This window comes from Cellulomonas sp. Leaf334, from assembly GCF_001424195.1.
Classification (GTDB): Bacteria; Actinomycetota; Actinomycetes; order Actinomycetales; family Cellulomonadaceae; genus Cellulomonas.
Window position 1 is genome coordinate 833112 of the sequence record NZ_LMOO01000001.1, and the last position, 16195, is coordinate 849306.

At 71.3% G+C, this 16195-nt stretch carries 12 protein-coding genes and 1 pseudogene; 5 read left to right on the top strand and 8 right to left on the bottom strand.

Annotation, left to right across the window (positions count from 1 at the left end; all coding sequences use genetic code 11):
* Positions 1-15: 15 nt before the first annotated feature.
* The 4 genes from ASF78_RS03785 to ASF78_RS03800 all read right to left on the bottom strand — a co-directional run bounded on the left by ASF78_RS03785 (position 16) and on the right by ASF78_RS03800 (position 5739).
* The gene (locus ASF78_RS03785; RefSeq protein WP_056585001.1) at positions 16-1860 is read right to left on the bottom strand and encodes a glycoside hydrolase family 13 protein; all 1845 of its coding nucleotides are present in this window, start codon (positions 1858-1860) and stop codon (positions 16-18) included.
* Positions 1857-2765, bottom strand: coding sequence for a sugar ABC transporter permease (locus ASF78_RS03790; RefSeq protein ID WP_056585002.1), 909 nt, complete (start codon positions 2763-2765; stop codon positions 1857-1859). The genes ASF78_RS03785 and ASF78_RS03790 overlap by 4 nt, the downstream gene beginning before the upstream one ends.
* 1 nt (position 2766) lies before the next feature.
* Complete coding sequence (locus tag ASF78_RS03795) at positions 2767-4383, bottom strand: ABC transporter permease subunit (protein WP_056585003.1); 1617 nt, start codon at positions 4381-4383, stop codon at positions 2767-2769.
* Between the two features lie 114 nt (positions 4384-4497).
* Positions 4498-5739, bottom strand: a complete 1242-nt coding sequence (locus ASF78_RS03800; protein WP_056585004.1) for a maltose ABC transporter substrate-binding protein — start codon at positions 5737-5739, stop codon at positions 4498-4500.
* Between the two features lie 160 nt (positions 5740-5899).
* Between ASF78_RS03800 and ASF78_RS03805 the strand changes: the two genes are divergently transcribed.
* Both ASF78_RS03805 and ASF78_RS03810 read left to right on the top strand, forming a co-directional pair.
* Positions 5900-7000, top strand: a complete 1101-nt coding sequence (locus tag ASF78_RS03805) for a LacI family DNA-binding transcriptional regulator (protein WP_056588091.1) — start codon at positions 5900-5902, stop codon at positions 6998-7000.
* Positions 7001-7081: 81 nt separating this feature from the next.
* Positions 7082-8803, top strand: a complete 1722-nt coding sequence (locus tag ASF78_RS03810; protein ID WP_056585005.1) for an alpha-amylase family glycosyl hydrolase — start codon at positions 7082-7084, stop codon at positions 8801-8803.
* Between the two features lie 140 nt (positions 8804-8943).
* Here ASF78_RS03810 and ASF78_RS03815 read toward each other — a convergent pair whose 3' ends face one another.
* A complete protein-coding gene (locus ASF78_RS03815; protein ID WP_056588094.1) occupies positions 8944-10341 on the bottom strand; it encodes an alpha-amylase family protein in 1398 nt (465 codons plus the stop codon).
* A 78-nt stretch (positions 10342-10419) separates the two neighbouring features.
* Here ASF78_RS03815 and ASF78_RS03820 point away from each other — a divergent pair, with 78 nt between their 5' ends.
* Positions 10420-11298, top strand: a complete 879-nt coding sequence (locus ASF78_RS03820) for a carbohydrate kinase family protein (RefSeq protein WP_056585006.1) — start codon at positions 10420-10422, stop codon at positions 11296-11298.
* A gap of 148 nt (positions 11299-11446) precedes the next feature.
* Here the strand turns inward: ASF78_RS03820 and dusB are convergent, their stop codons facing one another.
* Together dusB and ASF78_RS03830 are read right to left on the bottom strand one after the other, a co-directional pair.
* Positions 11447-12631, bottom strand: a complete 1185-nt coding sequence (gene dusB, locus ASF78_RS03825; protein WP_055913422.1) for a tRNA dihydrouridine synthase DusB — start codon at positions 12629-12631, stop codon at positions 11447-11449.
* 14 nt (positions 12632-12645) lie between these two features.
* Positions 12646-12897, bottom strand: a pseudogene (locus ASF78_RS03830) (response regulator transcription factor); the annotation flags it as partial.
* Positions 12898-13193: 296 nt separating this feature from the next.
* Here ASF78_RS03830 and ASF78_RS03835 point away from each other — a divergent pair.
* Positions 13194-13781: a SigE family RNA polymerase sigma factor gene (locus tag ASF78_RS03835; protein ID WP_056588097.1), complete on the top strand. Its 588-nt coding sequence runs from the start codon at positions 13194-13196 to the stop codon at positions 13779-13781.
* Entirely contained in the window at positions 13778-14725 is a 948-nt protein-coding gene (locus tag ASF78_RS03840) for a hypothetical protein (protein ID WP_056585007.1), read from the top strand. Before ASF78_RS03835 ends, ASF78_RS03840 begins: the two co-directional genes overlap by 4 nt.
* Positions 14726-14761: 36 nt before the next feature.
* Here ASF78_RS03840 and ASF78_RS03845 read toward each other — a convergent pair whose 3' ends face one another.
* The gene (locus ASF78_RS03845) at positions 14762-16147 is read right to left on the bottom strand and encodes a glycine--tRNA ligase (RefSeq protein ID WP_056585008.1); all 1386 of its coding nucleotides are present in this window, start codon (positions 16145-16147) and stop codon (positions 14762-14764) included.
* Positions 16148-16195: the final 48 nt, after the last annotated feature.

A 16195-nucleotide genomic window follows, 5' to 3' on the forward strand; every position in this document is an offset into this window, starting at 1 on the left:
TGCCCAGCGTAACGATCACGCCAGACGCCAGACCTGCACTCCCGGGCCGTCACCCTGCAGCACCAGCGCGTCCGGCCGCACCCTGAGGTCGCCGCCGCCGTACAGGTTCTCCGGCGACGCCCCCGGCGCGAGCAGGTGCCGCGGCAGGTCCACGCCCTCCCACGGCGCGCGGGCGACGAGGACGAGGACGCGCTCGTGGAGGGTCTCGCGCAGGTACGCGACCGCGTCGGGCGTCACGACGGCCCACCGCATGCCACCCTCGCGCAGCGCGCGCGAACCGCGCCGGACCGCGATGAGCGACCGGTAGATCTCGAACGTCCCGGCGTCCCAGCGCGGTCCCCCGCCCGCGTCGATCTCGCCCCAGGGCATCGGGACGCGGGAGTGCTCACCGTTGGTGCCGGTCAGGCCGCCCTCGTCGCCCGCGAACATCGCGGGCGTCCCCGGGTAGGTGAACAGCAGGCCCGCGGCCAGCTCGACGCGTTCGCGTGTCCCGACGACCGTGCGCAGCCGCGCGGTGTCGTGCGAGCCGAGCATGTTCCACTGGTGGGTCGTCACCGCCCACGGCACGGTCGAGTCGAAGTCGCGCATGGTCTCGACCATGGACACCCCGTCGCGACGTGGGATCGGCACCGGCATCCCGAGGAAGCCGAGCTCGCGGTCGGGGTCCCTGAGCCACGTCCACACGGGGCGCGTGAACGCCGAGTAGTTCATGTTCGCGTGCCAGCCGCCCGCGGCCAGGTCGGTCCCCGCGTCGTGGAAGTGCTCCGAGACCAGCACCGCCTCGGGGTTGAGGGCGTGCATGGTCGACCGGATCGTGCGGGCCACCTGGAGCGTCAGGTCGTCGTCGGCGTACCGGCCGGTCATGTTGGCGACGTCGATCCGCCAGCCGTCCAGCGAGTACGGCTCGACCAGCCAGCGACCGATCACCGAGTCGGGGCCCTCGACCATGCGACCGGCGAGCGCCGGGGCGTTGTAGTTGAGCTTGGGCAGCGACGCGTGCTCGAGCCAGCCGACGTACCCGGGGTCGTCGTCGGTCCAGTAGTAGAAGGACCCCTCCTCGCTGGACCGGTCGGCCTGGGCGCGCCCGAACCACTCGTGGCCGGCGCCCGTGTGGTTGGTCGTGAGGTCACCCAGGATCCGCATGCCCCGCGCGTGCACAGCGCGGCTCAGGGACGCGAGCGCCTCGTCGCCACCCAGCAGCGGGTCCACGCGGTCGAACGTGCTCGCGTCGTAGCGGTGGTTGGACCGGCCCGGGAACACCGGCGTCAGGTAGAGGGTGTCGACGCCGAGGCGCTGCAGGTGGTCGAGCCGCTGCTCGACGCCGGGCAGGTCGCCGCCGAAGTACTGCTGCGCGACACCGGGACCGGACGCGATGGGCTCGTCGTCCCATCGGGCCGGCAGGGCCCAGTCCGGGAGGTCGCCGCTCTGCTGACCGGACCGGGCGAACCGGTCCGGGAACACCTGGTAGACCACCGACGTGTCCATCCAGGCAGGCGCAGGGTCGTGCACGGTCAGCCGGAAGTCACCGGCGTCGGGCACGTCCCGCTCGTGGAGGCCTCGACCGTTCAGCCACCGGTACCCGCCGGGCTCGTCGAGGAGCACCCGATAGCCGGCGACCGGGTTGTGCACCGGGACCTCGCCCACGTACCAGCGCGCGTCGTCGTCGACCCGCTCAAGCCGCGTCGGCACCATCCGCGGCTCCGCGTCGCGGACCGTGCGCAGCCAGACGGCCCGCTCGGTCCCCGACACCGGCACCCGGACGCGCACCGGGACGACGTCTCCCAGCCGCGGCGTGGCCCGCCGGACGTACAGCTCCGAGCCGTCGTGGTGCGGCTGGTCGAGCAGGTGGCGCACGCTCAACCCTTGACCGAACCCGCGGTGAGGCCCGAGACGATGTACTTCTGCAGGAAGAGGAAGAGCAGGATCACCGGGATCGCGGCGAGCACCGCACCGGCCGCGAACCAGCCCCAGCGGGCGTTGCGCTCGTCGGCGGCCCAGAAGTACAGGCCGACAGCCAGCGTGAACTCCTCGGGCCGCTGCAGGACCACCTTGGCGATGATGAACTCACCGAACGTCCCGATGAAGGACAGCAACCCGACGACGGCGAGGATCGGCGCGACGAGGCGCAGGATGATCGTCCAGAAGATCTGTGCGTGCGAGGCCCCGTCGATCTTGGCCGCCTCGTCGAGCTCTCGCGGCACGGTGTTGAAGAACCCGTACATGAGGAACGTGTTCACCCCCAGCGCTCCGCCCAGGTAGACGGCGATGAGCCCGAGCCTGCTGTTCAGACCGAGCATCGGGAACACGTCACCGATGGAGAGCAGCACCAGGAAGATCGCCACGAACGCGAGCATCTGCGGGAACATCTGCACGATCAGCAGCGCCGTCAGGCCGCCGTGACGGCCCTGGAACCGGAACCGCGAGAAGGCGTACGCGGCGGCCCCGCCCATCAGCACGGTGCCGATCGCCGTCACCGTGCAGATGACGATCGAGTTGGCGAACCAGCTGGGGTAGTCCAGGTTGAACAGCTCGCGGTAGTTCTCGAAGTCGATCGTCCGGAACAGCTGGTTCGAGCCGGTCAGCGTCCCGCCGGGGTTCAGCGAGGCGGACAGGACGTACACCAACGGGACGACGCAGACCACGATCGTCACGATGCCCACGACGTGCCGCCAGCCGATCTCGGCCCACCAGCGGCGACCACGGGGTACCCCGTCCCGCTCCACGACGGTGCCCGGCGTCTCCCGGTCCACGACGGTGCTGGCCATCTCAGATCTCCTCGAGCTTGCGGGTCCGGCGGAAGCCGACGTAGCTGATCGCGCCGACCACGATGAAGATGAGGATCGACAGGGCGCTCGCCAGGCCGTACTGCTTGTTCCCGCTCTCGAAGGCCACGGAGTAGACCATCGAGATGAGCAGGTCCGTATGGCCCACCACCACCGGTGTCCCCACGAAGTTGGGGCCTCCGCCGGTGAGCATGTAGATCAGCGTGAAGTTGTTGAAGTTGAACGCGAACGACGCGATCAGCAGCGGTGCGACGGAGATCATGAGCAGGGGCAGCGTCATGGACTTGAAGATCCGCCACGCCCCCGCCCCGTCGATCTTCGCGGCCTCGATGGTGTCGGCCGGGATCGCCTGCAGCGCCCCGGTGCAGACGAGGAACATGTACGGGAAGCCGAGCCAGAGGTTGACGCCCAGGATCGACAGCTTGGCCAGCCACGGGCTGGTGAGCCAGCCGATGTCGGCGCCGCCCAGCAGGACCTCGTTGATGAACCCGAACCGCTGGTTGAGCATGCCCTTCCACACGAGCGCGGACAGGAACCCGGGGAACGCGTACGGGAGGATCAGCAAGGACCGGTAGATCTTGCGGCCGCGGACCCGGGGGTCGTTGAACACGATCGCGAGGAACAGGCCGACCGCGAACGTGGTGAGCACCGAGAGGAACGCGAACGCGAAGGTCCAGACGGTGATCTGGGCGAACGGTCCTGCCAGGCGGGAGTCGGTGAACACGCGCGTGAAGTTGTCGAAGCCGACACCGACCCGCCAGCCGGGGGTCAGGACGTCGCCGTCCTCCGAGACGAAGTTGCCGGACTCGGCCGGGGTGTACGTCTCGCCTGTGGCCGAGTCGGTGAAGGTGTCGGTCGCCTCGTCGTAGACGAGCGTCGACTGGTAGACGTACCCGGTCGAGCCGTCCTGCGTGCGGACCGACCCCTCGGACGGGTCGTCGGAGAACGGCACCCGCAGGACAGTGATCGCCTCCTGCTGCTCGGCGATCTGGGCGAACCCGAGGACCTCCCAGCCGGGCACGGCGGTCACCCGGTCGCTCTCGACCGTGGCGTCGTCGGCGGGGGCGAACGGCTCCTCGGCGGTGCCGACCTCGGCGTCGCCGTCCTGCACGACGGCGAACCCCAGCTCGCCGTCACGCTCCACGACCGTGAGCGGCAGCGTCGGTGAGCCTTCGACCCGGGTCTCGTTCTGGATCGAGATCTGCTCGATCGCATCGGCCTTCGTCGAGTTGTGCCCGTCGCCGTAGTTGGTGAACGCGACGTAGCCCGTGTAGGCCATGACGAACAGCTGGTAGACCAGCAGGAACAGCAGGCCCGGGATCAGGTACTTGCCGGGGATCGCGCGCTTGGAGAAGTAGATCCAGTTGACCGCCACGAGGGCCAGCACGAGGAACGCGAGGATCCCCCACGACTGCACGGCCAGGGCCGAGAGGATCCCGAAGACGCCCAGGGCGTCGACGAGAGCGACGAGGATCAGCTTGACGACGAAGCCCGCCGAGAAGTTCCGGGCGTGTGAGCCGTCGCCTCGCGAGCGACGGGGGGACCCGGGTCCGGGCGCCTCCGGCGGTGCGGGGGGCTCCAGGGTCTGCTGGTCGGTCATGCGGGTCCTCCGGGACGACGGTGTCAGCTACGGGGGTTGCCGGGCTCAGCACGGCGTGCGAGAAGGACGTCCCGCCGGGCAGCTGCGCGCCGCCCGGCGGGACGTCCTCGACCGTCAGACCTTGTCGACGGCGTCCTGCACGTTGGTGACCATCGTGTTCCACGCGCTGACCGGCTCGGCCTGCCCGCTGATGATCTGTGCCTCGGTGGCACCCCAGAAGGCCCACACGGAGCTCATCGCGGGGATGGCCGGCATGGGGGCGCCGGTCGCGCCCGCCTCGCCGAAGCCCTTGAGGATCCCGTTGTCGACCTTCGCGGCGGACGCGGAGTTGGCCGGCATGCGGCCACCCTCGGCGTACAGCGCGTCCTGAGCGGCCTCGGTCGACAGGAAGTTGACGACGAGCTCGTTGGCGAGCACCGGGTTCTTCGACTTCGCCGAGACGAACGCGCCCTGGACGCCGACGAACGGCTGTGCCGGCTGGCCACCGGCGCTGGGGACGGGCAGCACGGCGATGTCCAGGCCGGCCTCCTCGAACGCCGAGGTGTTCCACGGGCCGGTGATCATGTACGGCGCCTGGCCGTCGAGGAACGCCTGCTTGGCCTTCTCGCCGTCGACCGCGAGGTCGAGGACCTTCTCGGTGCCGAGCTTGGCCAGGTACGCGGCGAACGCGTCACCGGCCGGACCGCCCATCTCGAGGGTGTCGGTGTAGGAGCCGTCCGCGGACTGCTCGAACACCGGGGCGCCGAACGACGTCTGCAGCGGGTACAGGTGGTACGGGTCCGAGTCCGGGCCCTGCTGGATGAGGACCGAGAAGGGGGTGCCCGCCGTCTTCGCCTGGGCGATCAGCTCGTCGAACGTCGCCGCGGGGGTGTCCGCCAGCAGCGCGTTGTTGCGGACGAGGGCGATGTTCTCGATGGACAGCGGCGTCCCGTAGACCTTGCCGTCGTACGTGACGCCGGCGATGGCCGAGTCGGAGAAGTCCCCGGCCTTGTCGCCGAGCTCGAGGGGTGCGACGACGCCGTTGTTGACCCACTCACCCAGGCCGTCGTGCGCCGAGATGATGACGTCGGGGCCCTCGCCGGTCGGGACCTGCGCGACGAAGTCCTTGCCGATGTCGCCCGACGCCTTCTGGACGAGCTCGACCTCGATGCCGGTCTCCTCGGTGAACGTGGCGACGACCGGCTCCATCTCCTTGATGCGGGTGTCGTCGACCCACATCGTCAGGGTGCCGGTCGCACCGGCGCTCTCGGTCGGTGCGCTCGACGCGTCGTCGCCCGAGTCGTTCGAGCTCGAGCATGCGGTCAACGCCAGCGCAAGGCCGATCGTCGCCGCGACGACAGGGATGCTCCGTCGCATCGTCATCTCCAAAGTGGGGTGTGTGCCGCGCGGCGGAACCCCACCGACGCTGGCCTGATGAACCAGAAGTTAGCCTCGTTGCCACAGCGCTTGCAAGTCGTTACGGTAACTTTCAGGCAACGGTTTCAGAGGGCGTGCTCGTGGCGTCCCGGTGACCTTCATGAACGATTACGGACGAGGAGGTCCGGTGTCCCCTACGCTGCCGCCTGTGCGCACCCGACTGACGGATCTGGCCGAACAGGCCGGCGTCAGCACGGCAACGGTGTCTCGGGTCCTCAACGGCAAGCACGGCGTGTCGGCCCAGGCGCGGCAAGCCGTGCTGGCGGCTCTCGACGTGCTCGGGTACGAGCGACCCGAGAAGCTGCGCACCCGGTCCGCCGGTCTGGTCGGCCTCGTCGTGCCCGAGCTCTCGAACCCGGTCTTCCCCGCGTTCGCGCAGGTCATCGAGACGATGCTCACCGAGCGCGGGTACACCCCGCTGCTGTGCACCCAGTCCCCCGGCGGGACCACCGAGGACCAGTACGTCGAGATGCTGCTCGAGCACGCCGTCGACGGGATCGTCTTCGTCTCCGGCCTGCACGCCGACACGACCGCGAGCAAGGAGCGGTACCACCGCCTGCGCAGCCGCGGCATGCCGATCGTGCTGGTCAACGGCTTCGCCGAGGGGGTCGACGCGCCGTCCGTCTCGACGGACGACTCCGCCGCCCTGGACCTCGCGTTCCGGCACCTCGTCTCGCTCGGGCACCGCTCGATCGGGCTGGCGATCGGCCCGGAGCGCTTCGTGCCGGCGGCCCGCAAGCGGGTGGAGTTCGCGGTCAACCTGGAGCGCCACCTCGGCGTGACGGACCCCGACGGGCACGTCGTCACGACGCTGTTCACGGTCGAGGGCGGTCAGGCCGCGGCGCTCGAGCTCATCGACTCCGGGCACACCGCGATCATCTGCGGCTCGGACCTCATGGCGCTCGGCGCCATCCGCGCGGCCCGCTCGCGAGGGCTGTCCGTGCCGGGCGACCTGTCGGTGGTCGGCTTCGACGACTCGCCGCTGATCGCGTTCACCGACCCGCCCCTGACCACCGTGCGTCAGCCGGTGCTCTCGATGGGGCACGCCGCGGTCTCCGCGCTCGTGGGTGAGATCAACGGCACCCCGGCGTCCCGGACCGAGCTGAAGTTCCACCCCGAGCTCATCGTGCGCGGCTCCACGGGCGCCGCACCCAGCCTGACCTCGGTCGCTGTGACCACTGAGGCCCCCGCCGTACTCTGATCGGACCGTGAGTCCTCCGGGACCCCTGTTCGGCAACGGCGCCTCCCCCTTCTGACACCCCCCGAAGTGAGGCATGCCCGCATGACGACGATCGACACCCGACCCCTGCGCACCCTGGTGCACACCGCCGGAGCGCCTGAGGGCGAGTGGTGGCGGGACGCCGTGATCTACCAGGTCTATCCGCGCTCGTTCGCCGACGCGTCCGGTGACGGCATCGGGGACCTGCCCGGCGTGACCTCGCGACTGGACCACCTGGCCGAGCTAGGCGTGGACGCCGTGTGGCTCTCGCCGTTCTACCGCTCCCCGCAGGCCGACGCCGGCTACGACGTGGCCGACTACCGCGACGTCGACCCGCTGTTCGGCACGCTCGCCGACTTCGACGAGATGCTCGAGCGCGCGCACGGCCTCGGCCTGCGCGTGATCGTCGACCTGGTGCCCAACCACACCTCCGACGAGCACGTCTGGTTCCAGGCCGCGCTGGCCGCCGCACCCGGCTCGCCGGAGCGTGCCCGCTACCTGTTCCGCGAGGGTCGCGGGATCGACGGGACCGAGCCGCCCAACAACTGGCAGTCGATCTTCGGCGGCCCCGCCTGGACGCGGACGACGGACCCCGACGGCACCCCCGGCGAGTGGTACCTGCACCTGTTCGACTCGCGCCAGCCGGACCTCGACTGGGAGCACCCCGAGGTGCGGTCGGAGTTCGAGGACGTCCTGCGCTTCTGGCTCGACCGAGGCGTCGACGGCTTCCGCATCGACGTGGCGCACGGCATGGTCAAGGCCCCTGGGCTGCCCGACTGGGACGGCCACGTCTCGATGATCGAGGGCTCGGACGACGTGCAGCCCACCGACACCGTCTCCGGCGCCGGCAACCAGGGCCCGATGTTCGACCAGGACGGCGTGCACGACATCTACCGCGCGTGGAACACGGTCCTCGCCGAGTACCCCGGCGACCGCGCACTCGTCGCCGAGGCCTGGGTGGAGCCGCTGTCCCGGCTGAGCCGCTACGTGCGTCCCGACGAGATGCAGCAGGCGTTCAACTTCGCGTTCCTGGCGACGCACTGGGACGCCCCCGCGCTGCGCACCGTCGTCGAGGCCTCCTACCGCGCCTCGGACGCCGTCGGCGCCCCGACGACGTGGGTGCTCTCCAACCACGACGTCGTGCGGCACGCGTCACGTCTCGGTCTGGCGGAGCCGGGCTCGCGCCCGAACGGCATCGGGCACGGCGACGAGCAGCCCGACGAGACCCTCGGCCTTCGGCGTGCACGCTGCGCGTCGCTGCTGATGCTCGGCCTGCCCGGCTCGGCGTACCTGTACCAGGGCGAGGAGCTCGGCCTGCCCGACCACACCTCGCTCGACGACGACCTGCGCCAGGACCCGGCGTTCTTCCGGACCGGCGGCGCGGAGCGCGGTCGTGACGGCTGCCGCGTCCCGCTGCCGTGGGCCTCGGAGGCGGAGGGCTTCGGCTTCTCCCCGACCGGCGTGACGTGGCTCCCGCAGCCCGCGGAGTGGGCCTCGTACGCCCTGGACGCCCAGCGCGGCGTCGCCGGGTCGACCTACGAGACGTACCGGTCGGCGTTGCAGCTGCGCCGGGAGTCCGGTCTGGGCTCCGGCGGGATGGAGTGGCTGCACGGCCTCGGCGACGACGTCATCGCGTTCGTCAACCGGGACGTGCTGGTCGTCGCCAACCTCGGCGCCGAGCCCGTCGCGCTGCCGTCGGGCGCCGAGGTCCTGCTGGCGTCGGTCGACCTGGACGGTCCGCTCGTCCCGTCGGACACGACCGTCTGGGCGCGCATCACGTCCTGACCACCTCCACCGGCCCGTCGAGCCACGCTCGGCGGGGCCGGCGCGTCATCCCGTGCCCCGAGCGCACCCGAACCGTTCGAGCGCCCCCGCTGCAGCGGGGGCGCTGGGACGCTTCGGTAGCGCTCGGCATCGGGGGCGCGTCAGGGGCGGTGCGCGATGTCCCAGGCTGCGGGCGTGTGCGGCGGGATCGTCACCGTGATCGTGCCGTCCCGGACCGTGGCGGACGCGCAGTCGCCCGTCACCAGCACGTCGCAGTAGTCGCCGTCCGGCAGGCTCGTCGCCAGGTCGGTGCGCAGCTCGTCGTCCCCGGCGTTCACGACGACGAACCCGCGCTCGCCGCGCCCGAACGCGACGGCGTCACCCTCGGACCACTCGTCGACGCGGGGAGCGTCGCCGACGACGTTCCGCCAGCCGACCATGCCGGTGATCGCCGGCCAGCGGTGCTGGCAGACCCAGTCGCCGTCCTGCTCACAGCCGGCGTCGAGCACCTTCCCGTCGCCGTCCTGCGGCGGTCCCGCGTCGCGGTCGGAGAACGCGTAGCCGCTGTAGACCACCGGCGTGCCGTAGGACCCCGCGAGCATGAGGACGTTCGCGAGCGCGTACTGCTCACCGTCGGCGTAGCTGAGCGTCGAGCCGTTGCGCTCGGTGTCGTGGTTGTCGACGAACACCACCGCCTGGTCGGACGGCACCCAGGTCGCGGACGTGCCGAGGTCGAGCGCCCGCCCAGGAGAGCCCGCCAGCACGCTCTGGAGCTCCTTGCCGTAGGCGAACTCGTAGACCTGCCCGTTGCCGAGGTACTGCTCGGGCGTGATCGGCTCGCCGCTGCCCCGGATGACCTCCTGCGCGACGCCGGTCCCCTCGGGCAGTCCCGCGACGATCGCGGCGATGTCCTCGGGCGCCATGTGCTTGGCGGCGTCGATGCGGAAGCCGTCGATCCCGAGCGAGAGCAGGTCCTCCAGGTACGCGGCGATCGTCGACCGCACGCGGTCGGTCTCGGTGGCCAGGTCCGCGAGGTTCACCAGCTCGCACGTCTGCACCTGGGCGGCGTCCTGGTAGCTCGCGATGTCGTCGTTCGCCGTCAGGCCGCAGTGGTGGAAGTCCGCGTCCGTCCAGGTGTCCGGGTACTCGTAGTGCTCGTACGGCGAGCCCGCCCAGCCGTTGCCCGGGGTGTCCTGGCCGGTCATGTGGTTGACCACCGCATCGGCCCACACGTCGACGCCCGCGTCGTGGCACGTCTCGACCATGGCCGCGTACTGCTCCCGCGTGCCCAGCCGTGACTCCACCCGGTAGCTCACCGGCTGGTAGGCGGTCCACCACGGCTCACCAACGACGTGCTCCTGCGGCGGGCTCGTGACCACCCGCGCGTAGCCGGCGGGGCCGAGCGTGTCGGTGCACTCCGCGGCGATCGCGTCCCACGTCCACTGGAAGAGCTGGACTCCCACGTCGCGGCGTTCCGGGACGTCGGGCGTCCCGCCGCATGCCGCGAGCAGCAGGAGCGCACCGACCAGGGCGGTCGCACGAGCGAGCAGGCGCGTCATCGTCACCCTCCGGAGCGGGCTGCAACACGTTGCAGCAACTTGCGAGTCACGACACCCTAGCGCCCTAGGGTGAGAACCGTGCCCCGCGTCCTGGTCAATGGTCCCGCCTCCTGGAACATCCTCGTCCGGCTCGCCGCACTGCCGGAACCGCGCTCGCAGACACTCGTCGCGAGCAGCCACCACGACGGGCTCGGCGGGACCTCGGCAGGCAAGGCGCTCACGCTCGCGGCACTGGGCGTCGACGTGACCCTGCGCACCGCGCTCGGGGACGACCGCGAGGGCACGCTGGTCCGCGCCGCGCTCGCACACCCGCGGATCACCCTGGTCGTCCAGGAGGCTGCGGCCACCGAGCGGCACGTCAACCTCATGGCCGACGACGGCTCCCGGGTCTCGCTCTACCTCGAGCTGCCGTCCCCGCCACCCGGTCCGTTTCCGTCGCTCGACGGCATCGCCGCGGCCGTCCTCGACCTGGCCGACCACAGCCGCCCCCTGCTCGGCGCCGCCCACGCGGCCGGCGTCCCGGTGTGGTGCGACGTGCATGACGACGACGGCATCGGCGACTACGCGCGCGACTTCGCCGCGGCCGCCGACGTGCTCCTGGTCAGCGCAGCGCGACTGGCCGACCCGCGCGCCTACCTGGCGGACGCGGTCGCGCGCGGGTGCCGGCTCGCGGTGTGCACGAACGGTGCCGCGGGTGCGCTGGCGCTCGACGCGGACGGCTGGATCGAGGTGCCGGCCGCCTCGGTGGACGAGGTGGTCGACACGAACGGCGCCGGCGACGCGTTCCTGGCGGGCCTGATGAGCGGGACGCTCGACGGTCTTCGGGTCGAGGACGCCTTGGCGCGCGCATCGGCGGCGGGCGCGCTGGCGGTGACCACCCGTGACCTGGGCGCTCCCACCGCCACGATCCCGACCCTCGACCGCCTCGCTGCAACGGTGCCGGTCCGGCGTGCGTGACGCACCGCCCGCACTGCCCGCCATGGGTGCCGCCATCGGGAGATGACGCGGCCCTCAGGGCTCGTTCGGCGGGTTGGCGGCGGGCACGCCTCCGGCCAGCAAGCCATGAGTGCGCTCACCGGGACACCTGGCGGCACCCATGGCTTGATCAGCCGCCCGAGACGCTCAGCTCGGCCTCGTGGAGGGCCTTCGCGAACTCCGGGGACAGGTCGCGCGAGTCGAGCCAGCCGTACGGGAGCAGGGGTCGCTTCGGTGAGCCTGCCCGACCGCGCTGGCCCTCGGCGCCCGCCCCGGGGTAGCCCTGGTCCAGGTCGAGACGAGCGAGGCGCTCGTCGAGCTCGGCCATCGTCGAGACCAGCCCGAGCGCGGCCCGGGTCTCCCCACCGACGACGTAGCCCTTGAAGTACCAGGCCATGTGCTTGCGCATCTCGCGCAGCGCCTTGCCCTCGTCGCCGAAGTGCTCGACCATCAGCTCGGCGTGGCGGCGCACGATCGTCGCGACGTAGCCGAGTCCGGGCCGGATGCGCTCGTCGGAGCCGGCGAACGCGGCGGCGAGGTCGGCGAACAGCCACGGGCGGCCCTGGCAGCCACGTCCGACGACGACGCCGTCGCAGCCGGTCTGCGCGACCATCTCCAGGGCGTCCTCAGCGGACCAGATGTCCCCGTTGCCCAGCACCGGGATGTCGGTGACGGTCGCCTTGAGCTGCGCGATCGCGTCCCAGTCGGCCGTGCCGGAGTAGTAGTCGGCGGCGGTGCGGGCGTGCAGCGCGACGGCAGCGACACCGACCTCCTGCGCGACCAGCCCGGCCTCCAGGTAGGTCAGGTGGTCGTCGTCGATGCCCTTGCGCATCTTCACCGTGACCGGGACGCCGTAGGGACGGGCGGCATCGACGGCGGCGGTGATGATCGCGCGGAACAGGTCCCGCTTCCAGGGCAGCACGGCGCCCCCGCCGCGGCGCGTGACCTTGGGCACCGGGCAGCCGAAGTTGAGGTCGACGTGGTCGGCGCGGTCCTCGCTCGCGATCAGTCGGACCGCGGCACCGACCGTCGCGGGGTCGACGCCGTACACCTGCACGGACCGCGGCCGCTCGTCGGGCTCGTGCGAGATGATCCGCATCGACTCCTCGCCGCGCTCGACCAGAGCGCGGGACGTCACCATCTCGGCGACGTACAGGCCGGCGCCGGACTCGCGGCAGAGGCGCCGGAACGCGGCGTTGGTGACGCCGGCCATAGGCGCCAGGACAACGGGAGTGTCGATCGTCAGCGGACCGATGCGCAACGGCGGCAGCACGGCGCCGGGGCGCGCCGGAACCGCAGGAGTCGTCAGGGTCATGGACCCATTGTCCCTCAGCCGAGCAACCAGCCGTTCTCCTGGGCCAGCCGGACCGCCTCCGCACGCGTCCGGGCACCCGTCTTGCCCATCGCCGCGGACAGGTAGTTGCGCACGGTCCCCTCGGACAGGAACGTCTCCCGGGCGATGTCCGCGACCGTCCCGCCACCCGCCGCCGCGACCAGCACGTCCCGCTCGCGCTCGGTCAGCGGGCTGCTGCCCACGGCCAGCGACTCGACGGCCAGGTCCGGGTCGACCACGCGCAGCCTTCCCTGCGCCGTTCGGGCCGAGGAACGCAACGACCTCCCCGGGACTGATCGCCAGGTCGATCCCGTCGACGGCGTGGACGGTGCCGAACGACTTGTGCAGGCCGCGCAGGTCGATCGCGAGCGGACCCGGACCGGCGGAGGCCGGGGACGGGAGGGTGTCGGTGAAGGTCATGGCTCGATCCTGACCGTCGACCACGGCCCGCTCCCCCGTCGACCGTCACCTCCTCGGGATGACGGATGTCACCTGCGCACTCAACCTTCCCGGGTGGTGCTGCGTCTTCTACGGTGTGAGCCCGATGCCCCACGCGCCGCAGCGCCCCGCCCCTGCCGACGACGTCGGTGACGAGTCGGCGCGTGTCCTGAGCACCGGCGGCCCACCGGACACCGACGCCGAGTTCACCGCGTTCATGCAGGCGCACTCCGCCGACCTGCTGCGCACCGCGTGGCTGCTCGTCGGCGACGCGCACCGCGCCGAGGAGCTCGTCCAGCACGCCCTGGTCCGCACCTACGCCTCGTGGTCGCGCACCCGTGGCGACGACCCGCTGGCGTACACCCGGCGGACGCTGGTGAACCTGCGGATCGACACGTGGCGCCGACGACGCCGGGAGGTCCTGTCCGCGCCGGAGCACCTCCCGGAGGGTTCGTCCGGCGGCACCCTCGGCCCGTCCGACGACCGCGACCAGCTGGTCCGCGCCCTCGCGCTGCTGTCCCCGCGCCAACGCCGGATCGTCGTGCTGCGGCACTTCGTCGGGCTCCCCGAGGCCGAGGTGGCCGCCGAGCTCGGCGTCAGCGTCGGCACCGTGAAGTCCACCGCGTCCCGCAGCCTCGCGACGCTGCGCACCGCCCTGACCTCGAACGACCCGACCGCCCGGAGCACCCGATGAACGCCACCCTGTCCGACGAGGAGCTCGTCCGTACCCTGCGCGCCCGCGCCGATCTCGCCCTGCCGGAGATGTCGCTCGACGCGGGCGAGACCGTCGTCGCGGGTCGACGACACCGACGCCGTCGAGCGGTCGCAGGCTCGGTGTCGGCCGTCGCGGCGCTCGCGCTCGTCGCCGGTGTCGCCCTCGGCGTGATCCCGCTCCCTCGTCCCGCACCGGTCGCGACGCAGGTCCCCCGCACGCTCGGCACCGACCCCTCGATCGAGGCGGCGCACAACATGTGGGCCACCAACGTTCCGATCTCCCGGAGAGGGCCGGACGGAGACTGGCTCGACCTGAACCTGTCGGTCGAGGTCGACACCCGAAGCCCCGCTGGCGGGCGGATGTACATGGTCGGTGTCCAGGCCCTCGACGACCTTCCTGACGACCTCGCGGGCGTCACCGTCGCCGCTCGGGACGGGTTCGACGGCGGGGACGGCTCCTCCCTCGGGACGGCCGCCACCGTGACGTGGAGCACCGACGGGACCGACGACCGCGACGCGCTGTACCCGGCGGCGCAGAGGGCGCTCTTCCAGGTCCCACCCTCCAGCCTAGGCAGCGACTTCCGGAACAACGTCGTGGTTCTCGTCGGGGCAGTCCCGTCCTGGCTGGAGAGCCCCCGGGTGTTCGTGACCTACCCCGAGGGGGTCACCAACCACGAGGAGATGTCGGGCGGTCCGACCACGTTCGAGGTCCCCACGTTCCGGAGTCCTGGCACGGACGGCACGCTCTTGTACGCCCTCCGGGAGAACACCAGCATCGCGAACTACATCGAGCTGCAGGACGTCTCTCCACCGTTCACGACCTTCGTCGGCGCCGACGGCACGACCGTCGCGGGCGAGGGCTGTGTCCGGATCGACGCGTGCACGCTCACGGCGGAGCAGGTGCTCGGCAGCGTCGAGCCCTAGACGAGGCAGGCCCGGAGCATCGCTCCGGGCCTGGGGTCAGGCGCCGACGAGGTGCTGCGCCAGGTAGCCGACGACCTTGTCCAGGGCGACGCGCTCCTGGGTCATGTCGTCACGCTGCCGGATGGTGACGGCCTGGTCGTCGAGGGTGTCGAAGTCGACCGTGATGCAGAACGGCGTACCGACCTCGTCCTGGCGCCGGTAGCGGCGGCCGATGGCGCCGGCGTCGTCGAAGTCGACGTTCCAGCTCCTGCGCAGCTCGGCGGCCAGGTCGCGGGCCTTGGGTGACAGCGACTCGTTGCGGGACAGCGGCAGGACCGCGGCCTTGTAGGGCGCGAGACGCGGGTCGAGCTTGAGCACGACGCGGGTGTCGACGCCGCCCTTGGTGTTGGGGGCCTCGTCCTCGGTGTACGACTCGACGAGGAACGCCATGAGCGACCGGGTCAGGCCGGCGGCGGGCTCGATGACGTACGGCACGTACCGGGTGCCGGTCGCCTGGTCGAAGTACGAGAGGTCCTGGCCGGAGTGCTCGGTGTGCGTCTTGAGGTCGAAGTCGGTGCGGTTGGCGATGCCCTCGAGCTCGCCCCACTCGCTGCCCTGGAACTGGAACCGGTACTCGATGTCGACGGTCCGCTTCGAGTAGTGGGACAGCTTCTCGGCCGGGTGCTCGTAGTGCCGCAGGTTCTCCCGGGCGATGCCGAGGTCGACGTACCAGTCGGTGCGCTGGTCGATCCAGTACTGGTGCCACGTCTCGTCGGTGCCGGGCTCGACGAAGAACTCCATCTCCATCTGCTCGAACTCGCGCGTCCGGAAGATGAAGTTGCCGGGCGTGATCTCGTTGCGGAACGACTTGCCGATCTGGCCGATGCCGAACGGCGGCTTCTTGCGCGACGTGGTGCTCACGTTGGCGAAGTTCACGAAGATGCCCTGCGCGGTCTCGGGCCGCAGGTAGTGCAGGCCGGACTCGTCCTCGACAGGGCCGAGGTAGGTCTTGAGCATCATGTTGAAGTCGCGGGGCTCGGTCCACTGGCCGCGGGTGCCGCAGTTCGGGCAGACGATGTCCGCGAGGCCGTTCTCGGGGGCGCGGCCCTTCTTCTCCTCGAACGCCTCGAGCATGTGGTCCTCGCGGAACCGCTTGTGGCAGGAGAGGCACTCGGTCAGCGGGTCGGTGAAGACGCCGACGTGGCCGGAGGCGACCCAGACCTGGCGGGGCAGGATGACCGAGGAGTCGAGGCCGACGATGTCGTCGCGGCTGGTCACCATCGTGCGCCACCACTGGCGCTTGATGTTCTCCTTGAGCTCGACGCCGAGCGGTCCGTAGTCCCACGCGGAGCGGGTACCGCCGTAGATCTCACCACTCGGGAAGACGAACCCGCGCCGCTTGGCGAGGGAGACGACGGAGTCCAGGCGGGAGGGTGCAGCCACGATCGATCACTCCAGGGTGGTGGCGTCCGCGGCTGGGTGACGCGGACG

Bases quoted from the DNA above. Each gene is read 5' to 3' on its own strand.
- ASF78_RS03800 (WP_056585004.1), bottom strand. From the start codon at position 5,739: ATGCGACGGAGCATCCCTGTCGTCGCGGCGACGATCGGCCTTGCGCTG.
- dusB (WP_055913422.1), bottom strand. From the start codon at position 12,631: ATGACCCTGACGACTCCTGCGGTTCCGGCGCGCCCCGGCGCCGTGCTG.
- ASF78_RS03835 (WP_056588097.1), top strand. From the start codon at position 13,194: ATGCCCCACGCGCCGCAGCGCCCCGCCCCTGCCGACGACGTCGGTGAC.
- ASF78_RS03805 (WP_056588091.1), top strand. From the start codon at position 5,900: ATGAACGATTACGGACGAGGAGGTCCGGTGTCCCCTACGCTGCCGCCT.
- ASF78_RS03810 (WP_056585005.1), top strand. From the start codon at position 7,082: ATGACGACGATCGACACCCGACCCCTGCGCACCCTGGTGCACACCGCC.
- ASF78_RS03840 (WP_056585007.1), top strand. From the start codon at position 13,778: ATGAACGCCACCCTGTCCGACGAGGAGCTCGTCCGTACCCTGCGCGCC.
- ASF78_RS03795 (WP_056585003.1), bottom strand. From the start codon at position 4,383: ATGACCGACCAGCAGACCCTGGAGCCCCCCGCACCGCCGGAGGCGCCC.
- ASF78_RS03815 (WP_056588094.1), bottom strand. From the start codon at position 10,341: ATGACGCGCCTGCTCGCTCGTGCGACCGCCCTGGTCGGTGCGCTCCTG.
- ASF78_RS03790 (WP_056585002.1), bottom strand. From the start codon at position 2,765: ATGGCCAGCACCGTCGTGGACCGGGAGACGCCGGGCACCGTCGTGGAG.